Genomic DNA, 19,328 nt, shown 5'->3' with positions numbered 1-19,328 from the left:
GATCGAAACGACAGCGGAAATCAACATCTTGCTGGTGTTGCGATTCTGACATTCGCGCCGCCCGTGATATCGAACGCATGCGCGATTTGTAGAATCGGACCATCAGGGAGACACGAGCCGCATCATGAATTTGCAGAGCATGACCGGATTTGCACGCACTGTTGCCGAACATGACGGCGCCTCGATCGCCTGGGAGGTCAAGTCGGTCAACGGCAAGAGCGTCGAGGTCAGGTTGCGGTTGCCGCAAGGTTTCGAGCGGCTCGAACCGACTGTGCGGCAGACGCTGCAGAAGCGCTTTTCGCGTGGCAATTTCCAGGCGACGCTGACCGTCGGCCGCGCCGCCGGCCAGCAGGCGCAGCCGGTGGTCAACGAAGCCTTCCTCAGGGATCTGGCGGGCTTGGCCAAGCGGCTGCAGGACCAGTTCGGTGTTGGTCCGGCAACTGCCGACGGTCTGCTTTCTCTGCGCGGCGTGCTCGATATCCCTGAAACCAGCGAAACCGAGGAGGTGCGGGCAGCACTCGACGCGTCAATCCTGTCGGCGCTGGAAACGGCGCTTACAGGTCTCGAGCAGGCACGCCAGAGCGAGGGCGAAGCGCTGCGTTCGCTGCTTTCCGGCCATATCGACGCCATTGAGGCGCTGACGCTTCAAGCCGAGGCCGACCCGTCGCGCGAACCGGCGGCGATCCGCGAGCGGATCGCCGAACAGGTGCGGCTGCTGATGGATGCGTCGGCCAATCTCGATGCCGGCCGGCTGCACATGGAAGCGGCGTTCCTGGCCACCAAGGCCGATATCCGTGAAGAGATCGATCGGCTGAAGACGCATGTGGCGTCGGGCAGAGCGCTGCTGGCAAATGGCGGCGCCATCGGCCGCAAGCTCGATTTTCTGGCGCAGGAATTCAACCGCGAATCGAATACGCTGTGTTCCAAGTCAAACGCCGCCACTGTCACCGCCATCGGGCTGGAACTCAAGGCGGTGGTCGACCAGTTTCGCGAACAGGTCCAGAATCTGGAGTAAACCCGAATGGGTGCCAAGGAGCCGATGGTTGCCAGGGATCTCGGATCCCGCATTCGCCGCCGCGGGCTGATGCTGGTCCTGTCGTCGCCGTCGGGCGCCGGCAAGTCGACGATCGCGCGCAACCTGCTGGAAAGCGACGGCAGCCTGGAATTATCGGTCTCGGTCACCACCAGGCCACGCCGCGGCTCGGAGATCGAGGGCGTCCACTATCACTTCCGCACCACGCGCGAGTTCGAGCGGCTGCGCGATTCCGACGCGTTGCTCGAATGGGCCGAGGTGCACGGCAATTGCTACGCGACGCCGCGCGAGCCGGCCGAACTGGCGCTGGCGCAGGGCCGTGACATGCTCTTCGACATCGACTGGCAAGGCGCCCAGCAGCTCAAGGAGAAGATGCGCGCCGACATCGTCTCGATCTTCATCCTGCCGCCGTCGATGAAGGAATTGAAGTCGCGCCTCAAGCGCCGCGCCGAGGACCAGGAGCACGTGATCGAGACCAGGCTGAAGAACGCCCGCAACGAGATCGAGCACTGGAAGGAATATGACTTTGTCATCGTCAACGACGATCTCGACCGCGCCTTCGCCGAAGTGCGTGGCATCGTGACGGCGGAAAGGCTGCGGCGCGACCGCCGGCCCGGGCTGTTCGATTTCGTCTCGGGGTTGCTGGACGAGAAGACGGAATAGCTCGTCCACCGCTGGCAATCTAAATTAGCCGCATCAGCTGCCTGGCAGATCGTCCGGCCAACGCTGCGCTCCGTGAAGCACGCGCAGGATTCGAATCGTGCTGTTGGTCAGCTGATAGGCCGCGACATATGGCGTGCCGACGATGACGCTCTCTCGTGTCCCTGCAAGCCCGCCGATCCGGCCGCTTTGGGGAAGGTCCCGAAGACGGTTGATTGCGGCGACGATCCGCTCATCGGTGGCGATCGCGGCCGCAGGATTGTCGGCCTCGATATGCGCGAAGATGCCGTCGCGATCTGAAAGCGCGAATGGCGACCAGACGATGTTCAAGATTTAGGTTCACCCGAACGCCGCGCCGCAGCGCGTCTCTCGGCAAAATGCGCCTCGACTTGATCATCAGGAATGTCTTGTCGGGTGTCGTCGAGCGCTTCGCGAACCTTGGCGCGAAACCATAAATCATACGCCTCGTTGTTTGTGACGAGATCGATGGGCAGCGCACCCTCGTTGGCGGTTCGGGTGAGCAATATCCGCACCGCATCCGAGACCGTCAGCCCCATGCTTTCGAGCACCGCCGAAGCTCGATCCCGGATGTCGGCGTCGATACGCGTCTGGACCAGTGCATTTGCTGGCATGGCAATCTCCTTCGACGTCAATGTAATGCGTTTGAATGACGATTGCTAGGCGGCGCTAGCGCCGCCGGTCAAACCGCGTTTGTCAGCCGCACGAATTCCTCGACGCTGAGCGTCTCCGCACGCCGGGTCGGATCGATGCCGGCGCGCGTCAGCAGTGCCTCGCCACCCAGGCTCTTCACGCTCTGCCGCAGCATTTTCCGGCGCTGGCCGAAAGCGGCTTCGGTGACGCGACCGAGTTTTTTCACGTCGGTTGACAAAGGGCTGGCGCGCGGCACCAGATGCACCACCGAGGACGTTACCTTGGGTGGCGGCGTGAACGCTTGCGGCGGCACGTCGAAGGCGATCCTCGCCTCGGTCCGCCAGCCCGCCAGCACGCCGAGCCGGCCATAAGCATCGCTGCCGGCACCGGCGACAATGCGCTCGGCCACCTCGCGCTGGAACATCAGCGTCATCGATTGATAGAAGGGTGGCCAGTCCGCCACGGTCAGCCAACGGATCAACAGCTCGGTGCCGATATTGTAGGGCAGGTTGGCGGCAATCCTCACCGGGCCGTCTTGTGACGCGGTCTTGGCAAGAGCGGCAAAATCCGTCTTCAGCGCATCGCCGCTGATCACCTCGAGCCGGCCCGGATAGTGGTTGGAGACCTCGGCCAAGGCCGCAAGGCAGCGTTCGTCGCGCTCGATGGCGACGACGCGGCCGGCACCGGCAGCGAGCAGCGCCCTGGTCAGCCCGCCGGGGCCGGGGCCGACCTCGATCACCGTGCTGTCGCTGAGGTCGCCGGCGACCCGCGCGATCTTGCCGGTCAAATTGAGGTCGAGCAGGAAATTCTGGCCAAGCGCCTTCTTTGCCTGCAGTCCATGGCGCTCGATCACCTCGCGCAGCGGCGGCAGCCCGTCAATGCTCATGAATTTTGGGCTCATGATTTGGGCTCATGATTTTTGGCTCATGCAGCTGCGGGCTTTGCGCCGGTATCGGTCAGCCGGCGGGCCAGCTTCAGCGCCGCGATCAGGCTGTCGGGACGTGCGATGCCCTTGCCGGCGATGTCGAAGGCTGTGCCGTGATCGGGCGAGGTGCGGATGAACGGCAGGCCAAGCGTGACGTTGACGGCCTCGTCGAAGGCCAGCGCCTTGGCCGGGATCAACGCCTGGTCATGGTACATGCAGACCGCCACGTCGTAGCCGGCGCGGGCGCGCGCATGAAACATCGTATCGGCCGGCAGCGGCCCGAAGGCATCGATGCCTTGCGCCCGCAACATGTCGACCGCAGGACGAATGATGCGCTCGTCCTCTGTCCCCATGGCGCCGCTTTCGCCGGCATGCGGATTGAGGCCGGCAAGCGCGAGCCTCGGCCTGGCGATGCCGAAACGGCGTGCAAGATCGCCGGCGGTGATGCGCGCGATGGCAACGATCAGCTCCGTCGTCAGCGTCTTCGGCACCTCGGCCAGCGCGATGTGGATGGTGACAGGAACGGTGCGCAATTCGGGGCCGGCGATCAGCATCACCGGCGTCACCGTGCCGCCGGTGTGGAGCGAGGCCAGATGCGCCAGATATTCGGTGTGACCGGGAAAGCCGAAGCCGGCATCGTAAAGCGGCTTCTTCGCGATCGGACAGGTGACGACCGCGGCCGCGTGACCGGCAAGGCAGTCGGCGACGGCGCGATCGATGGCCTCGATGATGCCGGCGGCATTGGCCGGGTCGGGCCGGCCGGGATCGTCGGTGAAGTGGGCCGCCAGCGGCACCACGGGCAAGGCGTGTTGAAAGACACCAGCTGCTTGGGCCGGCACCGTCTCGGCGATTGCCACCGCCGCGCCGAGCCGGCGCGCCCGCGCGGCAATCAGCGCCGGATCGGCGAGAAGATAGAAGGGCGCGGCACCGGAACCGCGGGCGCTCTGCCACGCGGCAATGGCGATTTCCGGACCGACGCCGGATGGATCGCCGACGCTCAGCGCCAGCGGAAGCTCTGTCTCACGCACGGCTGGGCCGGTTCAGCGCGTAACGATCTTGGCTTTCGCCTTCAGCTCTTCGACATATTTGGCCGAGAGCTCGTCGGCGTTCTTGTCGCTGCCTTCGCTCTGGAACACCATCTGGGCCGCCTTGTCGTCGGAAACCTCGCGCGACGAGCAGATGCCGATGAATTCAATGCCACGATCGGTCTCGCGCACGGCCGTGGCGCCGCCCAGCTTGGTGGCCTTGATCTGCTCGGCCCAGTCCGGCGGCAGTTGTGGCGCCAGCAATCGGGGGAGGTCGCGAACGGTGACGTCGATCAGGCCCTTGGCGAATTCACGCGTGGTGTTGCAGCCATTGAAGCGGGCTCGCATGGCTTCGGCCTCGCGCTTGCGTTTGGCGAGTGTGGCACTGCGCTCGGCCTTCGGCACCACGAAGATCACCTGCTGCAGCATGTACTCGGTGGCGCTTGGCTTGGCGCCGCCTTTTTCGAGCATGCGCTTGACCAGATCCTGTTCGCTCACCTCCCCGCCGCCGCCGCCGTAGCGTGCGCTCAGCGCCTGGTTCCACGCCATCTGGGAGCGGATGAATTCCTTGAAATGCTCCTTGGTCACGCCGGACTGCGCCATGACACCGTCGAGCTGCTTGAGCTGCATCTTGTTGCTCGAGGCAAAGCGCTGATAGGCAGCCTCTACCTGGGCGTCGGAGATGCGGATGCCGAGACGCCTGGCCTCCGCCATACGCAGCGTCTGGTCGATCATTTCCTGACCCGCGTCACCCTTCTTGCGCTGCAGTTTCAGGAAGGCAGCCCGGTGCGCGATGTCGCCGGTGGTGATCGGCATGTTGTTGACGACATACTTGATTTCACTGGCGAAGGCCGGCGGTACCATCGTGGTGACAGAGACCGAGGTCGCCGCGAACAGGAGCGCGAATCCTGCCGAAAACAGGTATTTCCTCATCGAAAGCATCCCATTCTAGCCCGGTTTTGGCCGATTCCAGCCCGATATTGGCGAAATCCGTGCCCGCTTTATGCGGCAAAACGATGTCGTCAGCCGGCTCTACTGGATGGAGTCGATCGAGCTTTGGGACGAGCCGAAATCGCCGAGCGTGCGGAACGACAGGTTGAAGCCGACATTCTGCGACACTTCCTTGGTGTTGATGTCGCGTGATTCCGAGTACGTCATCAGGTAGGTGAAGCAGGAATCATTGTAGGCAAAGCCGACGCCGTCCTTGACCAGCACGCTTTGTTGCAGGTCGTAGGTGCCGGTGCCGAAGACGCGCCAGTTTTCGGCCAGGTGTGTCGAGGCGCCGAGCGTGACTTCGTGGCGGTCGGTGGTGAAACCATAGAGCGGCTGCGCCTGGATGAAGGCGTATTTGGCGCTCAGCGAAACCGGCAGCCCGGAATAGGCGGCCTTCACCTCGGCACGGCGAACTTCGAAGGTCTGCTCGTCGAAGCGGCCGCTGAGCGAACCGGAGAAGCCGCTCGGGCTGCTGAAGCCGACAAGGCCGACATAGTCGGAGGTCGAAGTCTCCAAGCCGGAATCGGCGCCCGCATTGACCAGATCCGGTGAATCGAACGAGTTGCGCCCGCCCAACTGGTAGGATTGGCCGAAGATCGCGTTGGTGCCCCAGCCACTGTCGTAGGCGCCGGAATAGCGGAACCCGACATTGGCGCGGCTGCCGCCTTCGACGCGGTCGTAGTCGGAGAACTTGTCGCGCTCGAACAGGGTCGTGGCGTCGAAGACGAAGCTCTGTGCATCCTCGTTGGGAACGGCGAGCCCGCCGACATACTGCTCATTCGGGCGCATGAAGACCTGCGCCATCGGCTCGACGATATGGCTGGAGCCGGTCATCGAGAACAGCACCGGCCAGCGCATTTCAAGTCCGGCGGTCGCCATGTACCGGGCGAAGGAAGACCGCATGTCGTCGGCGGCACCGACATTCGTTGCCATCTGGTTTACCGCAGTCAGCGAAGCCGAAGAAGCGTTGAGATAGTCGACGTCGCCCTGCAGAGCCAGAAGGGGCGTCAACTGCAATCCGCCGTCCGTGGTGAAGGTACGCTTCCATTCGGCCTCGGCGGTGAGGCGACCGGATTCGCCCTCGATGCCGCGCACGCGCTGGACGCCTGAGCCCGGCACATAGGGGGTAAAATAGGCCTGATCGAGATCGTCGCGGCGGATGATGCGCGCATTGACGTTGAACGACAGCTGGCCGCCGGCCACCGACATGTCGGGGATGTAGGCATAGTCGAGCGACGGCAACACCCAGGGCTGCTTGTCGCTGCGCGATGCGACGTTGCCGTCCGGTGTGTTCTCCTGAACCTGGAAGCGCATGGCGCGCACATCGAAATAATTGCGGTCGTTTAGGCCGGTCAGGTAGACCGACGATTGATGCACGGCGTCGTTGTAGCCTTCGATCGTATAGGTACGCGAAAAATTCTTGTCGGTCTGAAGCAGGATATCCCAGCCGAAGTCCCAGCGCGGATTGATGGCGAACTGGCCCTTGGTGCCCATCATGCCGCGGAACTTGTTCGGATCGCCTGCTGGCCCCGAATTGACATTGTAGCCGCCGGGGAAAGCCGCGAAATCACGGAAAGCGCCAGGGTCCTGCTGGTTGATTCCGGCAAGCTTCAGCGTGTATTGGCCATTGTTGAAGCGCTGGCGCCACTCGGCCTCGCCGAGGAAACCCTGCTTGGTGTAGCCGCTGCCGGTAACGGTGAGGTCGTAGGTCGGCGACAAAGCGAAGTAGTAGGGGACTTTGACGCCGACGCCGAGACGATTGTTGTAGCCGATGCTGGGGATCAGGAAGCCGCTTTTGCGCTTGACCGTCGGGTCGGCGATCTCGAACGCCGGCAGATAAGCCAGCGGGAAACCGAAGAATTCGAAATTCGCGTTCTCGAAGCGAACCGTTTTCTTTTCGCCGTTCCAGATGATCTTCCTGGCTTTGATCCGCCAGGTCGGCGCCTTGTCCGGCTTGTCTTCGCAAGGCTCGCAGGCCGTATAGACGCCGTTGTGGAACGTTGTCAGCACGCCGCCCATGCGCTCGGCGCTTTCGGCGGCGAAATAGGCTTTTTCGGGCGTTTCGACGCGCAGCGCATTGACGAAACCGTCAGCGAAATCGTCGGTAATATCGATATGCTGCGAGTTGATCTTGGTGCCGTCGCTGTTGACGATCTCGACATTGCCGCTGGCAACCAGCCGCTTGGTGTTTCGATCATAGACGACGCGCTGGGCGACGAGCTTGTTGCCGCCATAGTCGATCTGGACGCCGCCGATGGCGGTGACCGTCTGGTTGTCGTTGTTATAGACGAGCGTGTCGGCCGCCAGCAGCATCTGGGAGCCGGAGGGAACCTTCGTTGCCACGTCGGTAACGTCCTGCGCCAGCGCAGGGCCCGTCAGCACGCCGCAGGCGAGCAGGCATGCCAAGGCGCTCGCCGAATAGAGGCGCGCCAAACCGGCCTGCCTATGGCTGCGCAAAGCCGCCTCCCTCACTAGCCGTCTTCCTTGTATAGCAGGAATGTCACCCCAAAGAACATAGCCACGACAACCGGAACCCATGCAGCCACGGCTGTGGGCACGAATCCCGCAACGCCGAATGCCTTGACCAATACCGAAACGACATAAAGCAGAAAGCCGGCGAGGACGCCACCCAGAATCATCGTTGCCGACTGCCCCATCCTCGCAAATCGCATTGAAACTGTTGCCGCAATCAGCGTCATGGCCACAAGCAGGAACGGTAACGCCACCAGCGAATCGAACTGCATGGCGAAGGCATTTGCCTTGAGGCCGAAGGAGCGGGCAACCTCAATCTTGCCGGGAAGGTCGTAAAACGGGATGGTTTCGGGGCGCGCCAGCCGTTCCTGCACGAATTCCGGCTTGAGGTTGGTCGGCAACTGGTCGGTCGTTTCGGAACGGATGTTGCCGTCCTTGAACACCTTGACGTCCTGCAATTCCCAGTAGCCGTCGCGCAGAAAGGCCCGGGCGGCGTCCTTGCGCTCGACGATATTGCCCTGCGGATCGAGGACGAAGAACACGGTGTCGGCCATTTCCAGGCCCTGGTTCAGGATGGCGCGGGCGCCGATGATGGTATCGCCGGAGTTGGTTTTCTGGCGGATCCACGGCGTGGCATCGGCCGCCACCGCGTTCGAATTGCCGGATCGCAGCTGGTTTTCCATCTGCTCCGACCATGAGAAGCCATGCGCGGCGATCGGATTGAGCACGCCGACCGACAATATGCCGAATAACAGCGCACCGATGCAGCAGGGCAACAGAAACTGCCAGGCCGACACTCCGGCCGAGCGCGCAATCACCAGCTCGTATTTTCGGTTGAGCGAGACCAGCGTCGCCATCGCCGAGAACAGGCCGACGAACGGCACCGTCTGCAGCATGATCATCGGCATCCTCAGCGCCGAGATGGCGACCGCCGTGCCGTAGGTGAAGCCCGGCAGGCCGGTGATGCGGCCGGACAGCTCGGTGAAGTCGATCAGGAACACCAGCGCCAGAAGGCCGATGAAGAACCAGATCGTGATCGACACGTAGCGAAAGAAGAAGTAGCGGCCCAGGGTCCAGCCCATCGTCAGGCTCCCTGGCCGGATGTGTAGCGCCGATTGAGGCGCAGCTTGAGCGCCGTCCAGCCATCGCTGACGCGGCCGGCGAAATTCGTCATCCAGTCGGCCCAGCTGCCGGGCAGTTCCATGCTTCGCGAGGTGACGATGAACCAGATGGCGACCGCCGAGGCGATGACCGGCACGCCATAGACCATATAGGCGTATTGCGGGATCTTGTCGGCCTTGCCGGCGGCAAAGAAGCCCAGCCAGCGCACGAACAGCGCAATGGCGATGGCTGTGATCAGCGGGTGGATGCGCGCCTCGCGGTGTGAGCGCGCATCGCCTGCCACGGCCAGCGCGATCAGCGCGAACACCAGCGAATAGGACCATTCGGAAAAGCGCTGGTCGAGCTCGGCCTTGTAGGCGCCGGGCCTGCGCTGGAAGATCTTGTCGTTCGGATCCGGGTTGAGCAGGTATTGCGTCGTTCGGTCCTTGGGCAGGAGCATGATATCGTTCGCCGCCGACATGAAGGCGGAAAGGTCGAAGGCGTAGGACGTGAAGCGAATGACCGACAGGTCGCCGGTCAGCGTCTTGCGATGAATGACGCCGTCATTCATCATCAGCACCTTCTCGTCACCCTTTTCGACGACGCTGCCGCTCTTGGCATAATAGATCAGATTGGCGCCTTCCTCGCGCGAATCGGCCACGAAGATGCCGCCGAGCCGGTTGTCCGGCAGCCGCTCGCCGATCTGCAGGAACAGCCCGTCGTCGATCTTGCGGAACGTGCCTTCCTGGATGATCAGCGACAAGAGATCGGCGCGCGAGGATGCTATCAGCTGGCGGTTCTTCTGCCTGGCATAGGGTTCGACGCCATTGTCGACCGCGAAGGAAAAGACGCTGGCCGCCAGCGCGATCAGCAGGACCGGCCGCACAATCGTCCAGCGCGAGGCGCCGGCGGCGTTGATGACGGCCAATTCCGAATCGGAGTTCATGACGCTGAGCGTCTGGGCCACCGCCACCACCAGGGCGAATGGCACCACGATCGGGATGATGGTGGGGATGATGAGGCCCGCGACCTCGAAAAAAGTGAGCGCCGATTGGCCACTGTCGGTGACCAGGTCGATGCGGGCAAGCACCTGCGTCGTCCAGACAATGGCCAGCGTCCAGATCAGCGCAGCGAGAAACACCGCCAGTGCGCGACGCATGATGTAGCGTTCAACGACCTTCATGTAAGGCTTTTCTCGATTTGCCGAACGGCATCATGCCCGCCGACAAGGTAGTCGTCCGGCTGCGGCTGTACAACTGGGTGCGTTTGGCCATTTCTTTCAGGCGGTTCGATCCGATTCTCCGTCCCACATCGCCCGTTCCGCAGGCCGGAGTGTCGGCGGCAATGAATAAGAAAGGGAGAACATCAATGGTTAACAAAAGGTTGCGGCAGGAAAGCGGAGCCGTGCCGCGACGAATCGTTATCGATTCCGCTGCGCATATGAGCCCTGATTCCGGCAAAGTCTTGCCAAATCAAGGAAAACGACCAAATGTCGCGCATCTTCCCTGAGAATGCATTTTTCCTGAAAATCTGAGCCGTTTCCCGAAAGCAGGACCTGATGACTTTGAGACCATTGATCGCCTTCGCCAAATTTGCCGCACCCAAAAAGGGCAGCATCATCGTGCTGGCGGCCGACGATGGTGGTCTTGGCGAACCGGCAAAGGCCTGCGACCCCTCAGGAACGCTGGCGCGGGCGTTTCCGGTGGCGGAGTTTTCCGGAAAATTCGCCGGTGTCGTCGAAGTGCTGGCGCCGCAGGGAACATCGCTCGACCGACTGGTGGCGGTCGGCGCCGGCAAGGTCGCCGGCCTCGATGACTTTGCCTGGCTGAAGCTTGGCGGCACCATCGCCGCGTCCCTGCGCAAGGCAGCGGAGGTGGCCGTCATCCTCGATGTGCCGGGCGCAAAGATTGGCGGCAGGCAAGCGGCGAACCTTGCCGCCGGCATCATTCTTCGCAGCTACTCCTTCGACAAATACAAGACCAGGAAAGACAAGGACGATGCCGAGCCGAAGAAACCGGTCAAGGTGACCATCCACACCGCCGATCCTGCCGCGGCGAAAAAGGCCTTCGCCGACGAGGTTGCGGTCATCGACGGCGTGCTTCTGGCGCGCGACCTTGTCAACGAACCGGCCAATACGCTCGGCCCGATCGAATTCGCCGCCCGCGCCAAGGAACTGGAAGCGCTCGGCGTCGAGGTCGAGATCCTCACCGAGAAGGAAATGAAGAAGCTCGGCATGGGCTCGCTCCTCGGTGTCGCGCAGGGTTCGCCGCGCGGCGCCCGGATGGCTGTCATGCAATGGAAGGGCGGCAAGGCCAAGGACGCACCGGTCGCCTTCGTCGGCAAGGGCGTCACCTTCGACACCGGCGGCAATTCTATGAAGCCGGCCTCCGGCATGGAAGACATGAAGGGCGACATGGGCGGTGCCGCGGCCGTCATCGGGCTCATCCAGGCGCTGGCCGCGCGAAAGGCCAAGGCCAATGTCGTCGGCATCGTCGGGCTGGTGGAAAATGCCGTCGACGGCCATGCCCAGCGCCCCGGCGACATCGTCACCTCGATGTCGGGTCAGACCATCGAGGTGCTCAACACCGATGCCGAAGGACGCCTCGTTCTGGCCGACGCGCTGTGGTATTGCAACGACCGCTTCCAGCCGAAATTCATGGTCAATCTGGCGACGCTGACCGGCGCCATCATGGTCGCGCTCGGCCAGCATTATGCCGGCCTGTTCTCCAACAATGACGAACTTTCGGACAGGTTGACGGCGGCCGGCCAGGCGAGTCAGGAGCGGCTGTGGCGCATGCCGCTTGGGCCCGAATACGACAAGCTGATCGATTCCAAGAACGCCGACATGAAGAACATCGGCGGCCGCTATGGCGGCGCCATCATCGCCGCGCAGTTCCTGCAGCGCTTCGTCAAGGAAACGCCGTGGGCGCATCTCGACATCGCCGGCACCGCGATGGGCTCTCCGCCGAGCGAGATCAACCAGTCCTGGGGCTCGGGTTTCGGCGTCAGGCTGCTCGACCGGCTGGTGCGCGACAATTACGAGGGATAAGGCAGGGAATGGCCGATGTCCTGTTCTACCACCTGACCGAATCGACGCTGGAGGATGCGCTTCCCGGCCTGCTCGAGCGCAGCGTCGATCGCGGCTGGCGCGCCGTGGTGCAGACAGGGACCGAGGAGCGGCGCGATGCGCTCGACCTGCATCTGTGGACATTCAGGGACGATTCGTTCCTCGCGCACGCGACCGACCGTGAAGCCCATCCGGCCGAACAGCCAATCCTGCTCACCACGAGCGACGCCAACCCCAACCAGGCGCAGATACGCTTCCTCGTCGATGGCGCCGCACCCGCCGATCTCGCCGGCTACGAACGCGCCGTGTTCCTGTTCGACGGCCATGACGCGGCCCAGGTCGAAGGGGCGCGGACGCATTGGAAGGTGTTGAAAGAAGCGGGCCACGCTGTCACCTACTGGCAGCAGACGCCCGACCGTCGCTGGGAGCGCAAGGCGTAAGTCGCGTTATCGGTCGCTGATCGTAACCTTGTTTATCTTCGCGCCCTGCGGGAGATCTTTCACCTGCCGATGGATTTGGCCGGCGATATGCACCTTCACAACGAAAAACGTCGTTTCCATCTCTCGCAGACTCATTTCGCCGCCAAGCACCGGCGGCTTCTTGAAATCATAGCATTGGCCGGCTGCCGGAATCAGTCCGTTCTTTCGGGCGGCAACGACAAGGCCCGCCAGCAGCAACTCGTCGCGGCGCGCTTCATTCTGCAAGTCGGCCTGAAATTCCGCCCAATGACCCGCAATTCTGGTCAATTTCCCGTCGAGCATATCGAGATGACGAACCGACCCGTCGCCGGCACGGAAAAATATGTCGCCGAAAGCTGACACCGCAGCTGGTTCAAGGCCATCCAGTCCGATCCACTTCCAGCCGTCCAACGCTTCCGCGACTTCGTTCGCAGGTGGTTCGATAAAGAGGAACTGATAGTCATGGGGCCATTCGGCTCTGATCAAGCCCCCTGTATTGGCTCTGTTGGCCTCGGCTTTTCCTTCCTGTCTGGCGTCGGACGCGCCAAAAATTGAAGAAATAAAGCGGAAAAAAGATCTGGCCATAATCGCCCCCGTACGGGTCTTTATACTTGCGAGAGATTCTAGCCGCAATCCACTGAAGGCTCCATAGTTCCCACGCATTCGTCTTGATGATGGCCATCACATTGGATCCGTTTTATGGATTGACTGGATGCAGGCTCATTGGGCGGGCTGAGAATGCGGATCAGGATCATCGGAACCGGGCGGGCCGTGCCGGCTCGATGCGTGACGTCGCGCGCCCTCGATGCGCGGCTGGGGTTTGGCGATGGACATTTCGAGGCCGCGACCGGCGTCATCGAACGCTATGTCTGCGACGCCGAATCGCAGGTCGACCTTGCTTGTGCCGCAGCCCGTCTGGCGCTTGCCGATGCCGAACTTGAGGCAGGCAGTGTCGATCTGGTCATCGGCGGTTGCGGCGTGCCTTACCAGCCGTTGCCGTCGACGGCGCCGCTGGTCATGCAGCGCCTCGGCCTTGCCGATGGGTCGGCGGCCGCTTTCGACGTCAACAGCACCTGCCTGGGCTTCCTCACAGCCTTCGAGACCGCGTCGCGCCTGATCGAGGCCGGGCAATGCCGGACGGCGCTGGTGTTCTCGTCTGAAATCGCCTCGCGCGCGCTGCCGTGGCAGGACCAGCCGGAAATTGCGGCCCTCTTCGGCGATGGCGCGGCGGCCGCCGTGCTGCAACAGGCAGCCCCTGCCGAGGGTCGAGTCGCGGCCAACCTGATGCGCACCTACCCTTCCGCCTATGAGGCCTGCAGCATCGGCTCCGGCGGCACCCGGTTCGACTTTCATCGTGAGCCTGAGGAATTCGCCCGCCACAGCCTGTTCCACATGGAGGGTAAGGAACTGTTTCGCGTCACGTCACGCCATTTCAACGGCTTTGTAGCGGAGTTGCTCGATCGCGCCGGCTGGCGGCACGACGATGTCGACCTCGTCGTGCCGCATCAGGCGAGCCCTTTGGCGCTCGCCCACATGGCGCGCCAGACCGGCTTCGCCAGGGAAAAGCTCGTCGACATCGCGGCGCGCTACGGCAATCAGATCGCCGCTTCCATCCCGTTTGCGCTCGATGTCGCACGCCGCGAACAACGCATTGGGCCGGGCGCCAAGGTGCTGTTCCTCGGCACCTCGGCCGGCGTGTCGTTCGGCGGCATGGCGCTGGAAGCATGACCGTGGGACGCGTCCTCGTCACCGGCGCCAGCGGCTTCCTCGGCGCGCATATTATGGCGCGGCTGGCGGCAGTGGGCACACCGGCGCTGGGTCTTGGCAGGGACGCCAAACGCTGCGCCGCGCTCGAAGCCGCTGGTCATCGGGTCGTTCGGCTGGATTTGTCTCAACCATTCGATGCAGCTGCCGCGCGCGCTCTCGACGGCGTCGATGCGATCATCCACTGCGCGGCACTTTCCGCGCCCTTCGGCAGGTTGGCGGGTTTCCAGACGGCAAATGTCACAGCTACCCGCAACCTCAGCGATTTCGCGCGCGGGCAAGGCGTGCGCCGCTTCGTCCATATCTCCAGCCCGACGGTCTGTTTCGCCTACCGCGATCAGCTCGATGTCAGCGAAGATGCGGCCTTGCCGCCTCCAGTCAACCACTATGCCCGCACCAAGCGGCAGGGCGAGGAGATCGTTCTGGCGGCGCCCGAAACCGGCCCGGTGGTGCTGCGGCCGCGCGGCCTCTACGGTCCCGGCGATCGCACGCTGCTGCCGCGTCTGCTGCAGGTGGCACGGCAGCGCCCGCTGCCGCTGTTTCGCGACGGCAGGGCGCGCATCGATCTCACTTATATAGAGGATGTCGTCGATGCGGTCTTTGCCGCGCTGTCCGCCGGGAGCGCTGCCGAGGGACAGATATTCAACATCTCCGGCGGCGAAGTGGTGCCGGTCCGCCGCATTGCCGAGGCGGCCTGCGCCCGCGCCCTCGTGCAGCCGCGCTGGCGCAGAATGCCGCTCTGGCCCGCCATGCTGACGGCCGGGATAGCGGAGGCGGTAGCGAACATATTGCCCGGCCGCCCGGAACCGCCGGTGACGCGCTACGGTCTTGGCCTGTTCGCCTATGCGCAGAGCCTCGATCTTTCCAAGGCAGGCCGCATCCTCGGCTGGGCGCCGAAAGTGTCGTTCGAGGAAGGGCTCGATCGCACATTCGGCAAGGCGATGGAAAGCAGGAGGGCAGCGTGAAGATCGTCTTCGCCAACAGCGCCTCTGTCAGCGCAGCTGAGCGCCTGATCCTGCGCGGCGGCAGCTGGGCGAAGGTCAGGCTACGTGTCCGCTACGGCCTGATCATGCATCCGCGAGCCGGCCCCGTCCTGATCGACACCGGCTACACGCCGCATGTGACACAAGGCAGTGGGCGCAGCACGGCGCTGCGTCTTTACAGTGCGATCCTCCGGCCTCAGCTCAACGAAGCCGAGCAGCCGCTCGCGGTACTGGCGCGCTTCGGCCTGTCTTTGCAGGATGTGCGCACCGTCATCGTCACGCATTTCCATGCCGACCACATGTCGGGCCTGTCGCTGTTTCCCAACGCTCGGCTTATCGCCAATGACACCGCCTGGGCGCGGGCGAAGGCCAAGACTTCCCTGCAGAATCTGCGCCACGGCCTTTTCAAGGAACTGTTCCCGCCCGATTTCGAGAGCCGGCTCGACGTGCTGTCGTCGAAGCGGCGGATCGAACCTCGCGGCGGCGTGCCAGGCGGCGCCGATCTGTTCGGCGACGGCAGCGTCGTCGCAGTCGATCTGCCCGGCCATGCCGATGGCCAGTTCGGCCTTTTGTTCCCCAATCTGGAGCGGCCACTGCTCTACGCCGTCGATGCGCAATGGCTGATCAGAGCATTGGTGGAAAACCGGACGCCCGGTCTGCCGGCTACTCTGCTGGCCGAGGACGCCACGGCGCTTGAGCCGACCAGCGCAACGCTGCGCCGGTTTATGGCGTCCGGCGGCGAGGTAGTGCTTTGCCATGATCCGGCGTTGACGGCGTATGATCTTGCCGGACGGGGCGCATGAACGGGCCGGCCGAAGCGATCCGCTCGTTTGCGCTGACGCAATGGGTTTCGCGCAAAAGCCGCGAGAGTTTCGAGCGCTGGCAGGCGCAAGCCTTGCGCCGCTTTCTCGACCGCGACCTGCCGCGCGCGCCGTTCTACGGCAAGGCGCCACGTCACCTCGGCGACCTCCAGGTGATCGACAAGGCGACGGTGATGGGCAATTTCGAGCGCTTCAACATTCATGGCGGCTCGGCCGCCGAGGCCTGGAAGGCGCAGGCCGGCGATGGCCGCATTGGCGAACTGACAGTCGGCGCCAGCACCGGCACGTCGGGCAATCGTGGCCTGTTCATCATTTCCGAAGCGGAAAAATACCGCTGGCTGGGCACCATCCTGGCCAAAGCCGTGCCCGATCTGCTCTGGCGCCGGCAGCGCGTTGCGGTGATCCTGCCGCAGAACACCGGGCTCTACGACAGCGCGCGCAAATCGCGGCGTATCGACCTGCGCTTCTTCGATCTGACGCGCGGTCCGGAGAGCTGGCGCGGCGCTCTCGAAGATTTCGCGCCGACGGTGATCATCGCGCCACCGAAGATACTGCGGCACTTCGCGGCCGAGGGCTTTCGGCTCAAGCCGCAGCGTGTCTTCAGCGCCGCCGAAACGCTCGACCCGGTTGACCGGCCGGTCATCGAGGCATTCTTTGGTCGTCAGCTCGACCAGATCTACATGGCGACGGAAGGGCTGTTCGCCGTCACCTGCCGCCAGGGCGGGCTGCATCTGGCCGAGGATTCGGTGTTCTTCGAGTTCGAACCGGCCGGCGACGGCCTGGTCATGCCGCTGATCACCGCCTTTCGCCGCCGGACCCAGATCATGGCGCGCTACCGGATGAACGATCTGCTGCGGCTGTCCGAAAAGCCATGCCGCTGCGGCTCGCCGCTGCGCACGCTGGACGAGATCGTCGGCCGCATGGACGACGCTTTCCGGCTCGCCTCGCCGCACGGGCAGCTCCTCGTCACGCCCGACATACTACGCAATGTGTTGCTCAAGGCCGACCGGCGCATTGACGATTTTCGCCTGGTCCAGACCGCTGAAGATGCAATCGAACTTAGCCTGGCCCCCGGGCTTGCCGACGAAGCCGCCACCGCCGCCCATCAGGCCGTGCGCAATTTGCTGGCGGCGCGCCAGGCGACAGCTTCGGTCAGCCTTGTTCGCAGGGACCTGCCGTTGGAGACCGGCCGCAAACTGCGTCGGGTCGAATGCCACCTGGGAGCGGCATCATGAACCGGCTCGCTATGTTGCCACTCGATCAGACGAACCGGGTAGAAAACAACCCGCGTGAGGTCGAAGCCTTCGTTCAGCTTTTTAACGAGGTGCCGGTGCGCGACCTCGTGCGAAATCTGACGGTCGCCGTCGAGGCCTTCGAGATCGCTGGCCGCTTCTTTCCACTGACGCTGAACGACAGAAGCGAGGCGCCGAACTGCTATATCTGCTGCCCGTCCAGCGCCTATATCGACTACGCCATCGACGAGACCCGCAATTTCGTCTCGTCGCCCATGCTGCAAAGAGCAATCCGCATGTTGATTGGCCTGTGCGCGCCGCTGGTCAGGATGAGCGGCCTCGACCATCAGGTTCAGGTCAACAACTGGCTCTATTCGACCAATCCGGTGCCGCTGCTCGATCGCAACGCGGTCGCTGCGATCCGCGACGATCTCACGGCGCGTTTTCCCGATCGCGCTGTTCTCATCCGCTCCCTGAACGAGATCGCCGATCCCTCGACAATCGCAGCGCTGAAGGCAGAGGGTTTTCGAATGCTGGCGGCGCGGCAAATCTACATCTTCGCCGGCCGCGGTTCGGCTATGACCAACGACATGAAGCGCGACCGCAAGCGGCTGCGCACGACGCCGTTCGAGTGGGTCGGCAATGGCGACTTCACCGAGGCCGACTATGCGCGCGCCGAAGCGCTCTACCGGATGCTCTATCTCGACAAATACACGCCACTCAACCCGCACTACACCGCCCGCTATATCGGCGAGACGCACCGTCGCGGCATCCTGCAACTGGCAGGCCTGCGTCGTCCCGGCGGTGAACTGGTCGCCGTCGCCGCTTTGTCTCAGAACGGCAGGACCTTGACGCAGCCAATCGTTGGCTACGACACAAGTCTTCCAGTGAGCGAAGGGCTCTACCGCATGATGATGGCGATCGCACAGGACCATGCGATGGCGCACGGCCTGTTCTTCAACATGAGCGCCGGTGCCGCCGCCTTCAAACGCTTGCGCGGCGCCGTGGCAACGGTGGAGTACAACGCCGTCTATGCCGGCCATCTTCGGCGCCGCCAGCGCGCTGCAGTGCGTATCATGGAATTTGTGCTCGCGAAGATCGGCATCCCTCTGCTCAGGAGATTTGAACTTTGAGCGAAGCCCAGCAGCAAAAAGACAAAGACTATTGGCAGGCGGTAGTGCGGTCAGTCGATATCAAAGGCAAGCCGAAGCGCATCCTGTTCGATGGCACGCCGCTGGTGCTATTCCGCTCGGCGCAGGGGATTGCAGCCCTCTTCGACCGCTGCGCTCACCGCCTGGTCGAACTCTCGACCGGCAAGGTCGTCGGTGGCGAGATCGAATGTCCCTATCATGGCTGGCGCTACAATGGGGAAGGGCGCTGCACCGCCATTCCCGGCCATGTCGGCGACGTCCCGCATTACCGTATCCGCCGCTACAGCACGATCGAGCGCGACGGCGTCGTCTTCGTCTCGGCAGGCACGCCTGAGGGCGAGCCCTATCTCCATTGCATGCAAGGCAAGGATGTCGTCGTGAAGCGGGTGCGAAGCTCGGCGCGATCGACGGTGCTCGACGCCGCCGAGAACATTCTCGACGCCACTCACACCCACTTCACCCACAAGGGTGTGCTGCGCGGCCTGACCGCAAAGCGCCATCTCGTGCGCGTCGAGGTGACCGGCGGCAAGGGTTGGGTCGAAAGCTGCTACACCGGCGAGGACCGCCAACAGGGGCTGGTCAGCCGGCTGCTGGAAGGCGAGCGCGCCAGGACCATCGGCCGCTACCGCCATCCCGGCATCGTCGAACTCGAATATTGGGGCAAGGGCGGCTTGGCGCTGGCGACCACTTTCCATTTGCGTCAGGCGGACGAACGGACCGTCGAAGGCGTCGGCTGGCTGATCGGCCCGCGACAGGGCCTGTTCGGCGAACTCAAGGCGCTTGCTTTCCGGCCGCTCTTTGCCTTTGCCCTGCAGCAGGATCGCCGTGTGCTGAAATCGGCCAGCGCCAACGCCCGTATATGGCCGCAGGTTCAGCCGGCGATCGGCCCGCTGGATTTCCTGCGCCGCGACATAGCGGCGATCATCGACGGCAAGATGCCACCGACGGCGGCAGAGCCGAGGGTGTACCAGATCGAGCTGTAGGAAAGCGCT

General features: G+C 63.5%; 20 protein-coding genes. 11 read left to right on the top strand and 9 right to left on the bottom strand.

The window, feature by feature from the left end:
- Positions 1-124 precede the first annotated feature (124 nt).
- Positions 125-1,015: a YicC/YloC family endoribonuclease gene (locus NKI15_RS09840; protein ID WP_023695597.1), complete on the top strand. Its 891-nt coding sequence runs from the start codon at positions 125-127 to the stop codon at positions 1,013-1,015.
- Positions 1,016-1,021: 6 nt separating this feature from the next.
- Entirely contained in the window at positions 1,022-1,696 is a 675-nt protein-coding gene (gmk, locus tag NKI15_RS09835) for a guanylate kinase (RefSeq protein WP_031193552.1), read from the top strand.
- A gap of 33 nt (positions 1,697-1,729) precedes the next feature.
- Here the strand turns inward: gmk and NKI15_RS09830 are convergent, their stop codons facing one another.
- The 8 genes from NKI15_RS09830 to lptF form a co-directional block, all read right to left on the bottom strand.
- Complete coding sequence (locus tag NKI15_RS09830) at positions 1,730-2,023, bottom strand: type II toxin-antitoxin system RelE/ParE family toxin (protein WP_352886058.1); 294 nt, start codon at positions 2,021-2,023, stop codon at positions 1,730-1,732.
- On the bottom strand, positions 2,020-2,325 hold the full coding sequence (locus tag NKI15_RS09825; protein WP_023672731.1) for a type II toxin-antitoxin system RelB/DinJ family antitoxin: 306 nt from the start codon (positions 2,323-2,325) through the stop codon (positions 2,020-2,022). Before NKI15_RS09825 ends, NKI15_RS09830 begins: the two co-directional genes overlap by 4 nt.
- 68 nt (positions 2,326-2,393) lie before the next feature.
- Positions 2,394-3,230 carry a 16S rRNA (adenine(1518)-N(6)/adenine(1519)-N(6))-dimethyltransferase RsmA gene (rsmA, locus tag NKI15_RS09820; RefSeq protein WP_023705356.1) on the bottom strand — a complete coding sequence of 279 codons (837 nt, stop codon included), beginning with the start codon at positions 3,228-3,230 and terminating at the stop codon, positions 2,394-2,396.
- Positions 3,231-3,268: 38 nt separating this feature from the next.
- Entirely contained in the window at positions 3,269-4,297 is a 1,029-nt protein-coding gene (pdxA, locus tag NKI15_RS09815; protein WP_352514238.1) for a 4-hydroxythreonine-4-phosphate dehydrogenase PdxA, read from the bottom strand.
- Positions 4,298-4,309: 12 nt separating this feature from the next.
- Positions 4,310-5,236: a peptidylprolyl isomerase gene (locus tag NKI15_RS09810; protein ID WP_023705354.1), complete on the bottom strand. Its 927-nt coding sequence runs from the start codon at positions 5,234-5,236 to the stop codon at positions 4,310-4,312.
- Between the two features lie 90 nt (positions 5,237-5,326).
- Positions 5,327-7,759 (bottom strand): LPS-assembly protein LptD, encoded by a 2,433-nt coding sequence (locus tag NKI15_RS09805; RefSeq protein WP_352886057.1) that lies wholly within the window; start codon positions 7,757-7,759, stop codon positions 5,327-5,329.
- Positions 7,759-8,841 (bottom strand): LPS export ABC transporter permease LptG, encoded by a 1,083-nt coding sequence (gene lptG / locus NKI15_RS09800; protein WP_023695591.1) that lies wholly within the window; start codon positions 8,839-8,841, stop codon positions 7,759-7,761. The genes NKI15_RS09805 and lptG overlap by 1 nt, the downstream gene beginning before the upstream one ends.
- A gap of 2 nt (positions 8,842-8,843) precedes the next feature.
- The gene (gene lptF, locus NKI15_RS09795; protein ID WP_023672737.1) at positions 8,844-10,043 is read right to left on the bottom strand and encodes an LPS export ABC transporter permease LptF; all 1,200 of its coding nucleotides are present in this window, start codon (positions 10,041-10,043) and stop codon (positions 8,844-8,846) included.
- A 32-nt stretch (positions 10,044-10,075) separates the two neighbouring features.
- Here lptF and NKI15_RS09790 point away from each other — a divergent pair, with 32 nt between their 5' ends.
- From NKI15_RS09790 to NKI15_RS09780, 3 genes are read left to right on the top strand one after another with little or no spacing between them, the layout of a single operon-like run.
- Positions 10,076-10,369: a hypothetical protein gene (locus NKI15_RS09790; RefSeq protein ID WP_155921583.1), complete on the top strand. Its 294-nt coding sequence runs from the start codon at positions 10,076-10,078 to the stop codon at positions 10,367-10,369.
- A 49-nt stretch (positions 10,370-10,418) separates the two neighbouring features.
- Positions 10,419-11,909, top strand: a complete 1,491-nt coding sequence (locus NKI15_RS09785; protein ID WP_023695590.1) for a leucyl aminopeptidase — start codon at positions 10,419-10,421, stop codon at positions 11,907-11,909.
- Between the two features lie 8 nt (positions 11,910-11,917).
- Positions 11,918-12,367 carry a DNA polymerase III subunit chi gene (locus NKI15_RS09780; RefSeq protein WP_023672739.1) on the top strand — a complete coding sequence of 150 codons (450 nt, stop codon included), beginning with the start codon at positions 11,918-11,920 and terminating at the stop codon, positions 12,365-12,367.
- 6 nt (positions 12,368-12,373) lie between these two features.
- On the opposite strand, the gene NKI15_RS09775 is transcribed toward NKI15_RS09780, so the two are convergent.
- Positions 12,374-12,970 (bottom strand): T6SS immunity protein Tdi1 domain-containing protein, encoded by a 597-nt coding sequence (locus NKI15_RS09775; protein WP_023685696.1) that lies wholly within the window; start codon positions 12,968-12,970, stop codon positions 12,374-12,376.
- A gap of 201 nt (positions 12,971-13,171) precedes the next feature.
- On the opposite strand from NKI15_RS09775, the gene NKI15_RS09770 reads away from it, so the two are divergent.
- The 6 genes from NKI15_RS09770 to NKI15_RS09745 are packed head-to-tail and all read left to right on the top strand — an operon-like array spanning position 13,172 to position 19,319.
- Positions 13,172-14,113, top strand: a complete 942-nt coding sequence (locus tag NKI15_RS09770) for a 3-oxoacyl-[acyl-carrier-protein] synthase III C-terminal domain-containing protein (RefSeq protein ID WP_245261185.1) — start codon at positions 13,172-13,174, stop codon at positions 14,111-14,113.
- On the top strand, positions 14,110-15,114 hold the full coding sequence (locus NKI15_RS09765) for an NAD-dependent epimerase/dehydratase family protein (RefSeq protein WP_031196565.1): 1,005 nt from the start codon (positions 14,110-14,112) through the stop codon (positions 15,112-15,114). The genes NKI15_RS09770 and NKI15_RS09765 overlap by 4 nt, the downstream gene beginning before the upstream one ends.
- Positions 15,111-15,935 carry an MBL fold metallo-hydrolase gene (locus tag NKI15_RS09760; RefSeq protein WP_023705349.1) on the top strand — a complete coding sequence of 275 codons (825 nt, stop codon included), beginning with the start codon at positions 15,111-15,113 and terminating at the stop codon, positions 15,933-15,935. Before NKI15_RS09765 ends, NKI15_RS09760 begins: the two co-directional genes overlap by 4 nt.
- On the top strand, positions 15,932-17,188 hold the full coding sequence (locus NKI15_RS09755; protein WP_023705348.1) for a F390 synthetase-related protein: 1,257 nt from the start codon (positions 15,932-15,934) through the stop codon (positions 17,186-17,188). The genes NKI15_RS09760 and NKI15_RS09755 overlap by 4 nt, the downstream gene beginning before the upstream one ends.
- On the top strand, positions 17,185-18,318 hold the full coding sequence (locus NKI15_RS09750; protein WP_023705347.1) for a GNAT family N-acetyltransferase: 1,134 nt from the start codon (positions 17,185-17,187) through the stop codon (positions 18,316-18,318). Before NKI15_RS09755 ends, NKI15_RS09750 begins: the two co-directional genes overlap by 4 nt.
- Entirely contained in the window at positions 18,315-19,319 is a 1,005-nt protein-coding gene (locus NKI15_RS09745; RefSeq protein WP_023705346.1) for a Rieske 2Fe-2S domain-containing protein, read from the top strand. The genes NKI15_RS09750 and NKI15_RS09745 overlap by 4 nt, the downstream gene beginning before the upstream one ends.
- Positions 19,320-19,328: the final 9 nt, after the last annotated feature.

Origin of the sequence: Mesorhizobium sp. M0862 (assembly GCF_040319795.1) — a bacterium.
Lineage (GTDB): Bacteria > Pseudomonadota > Alphaproteobacteria > Rhizobiales > Rhizobiaceae > Mesorhizobium.
Note: the sequence above shows the minus strand (reverse complement) of the source record. Positions and strands in the feature narration are given on the sequence as shown.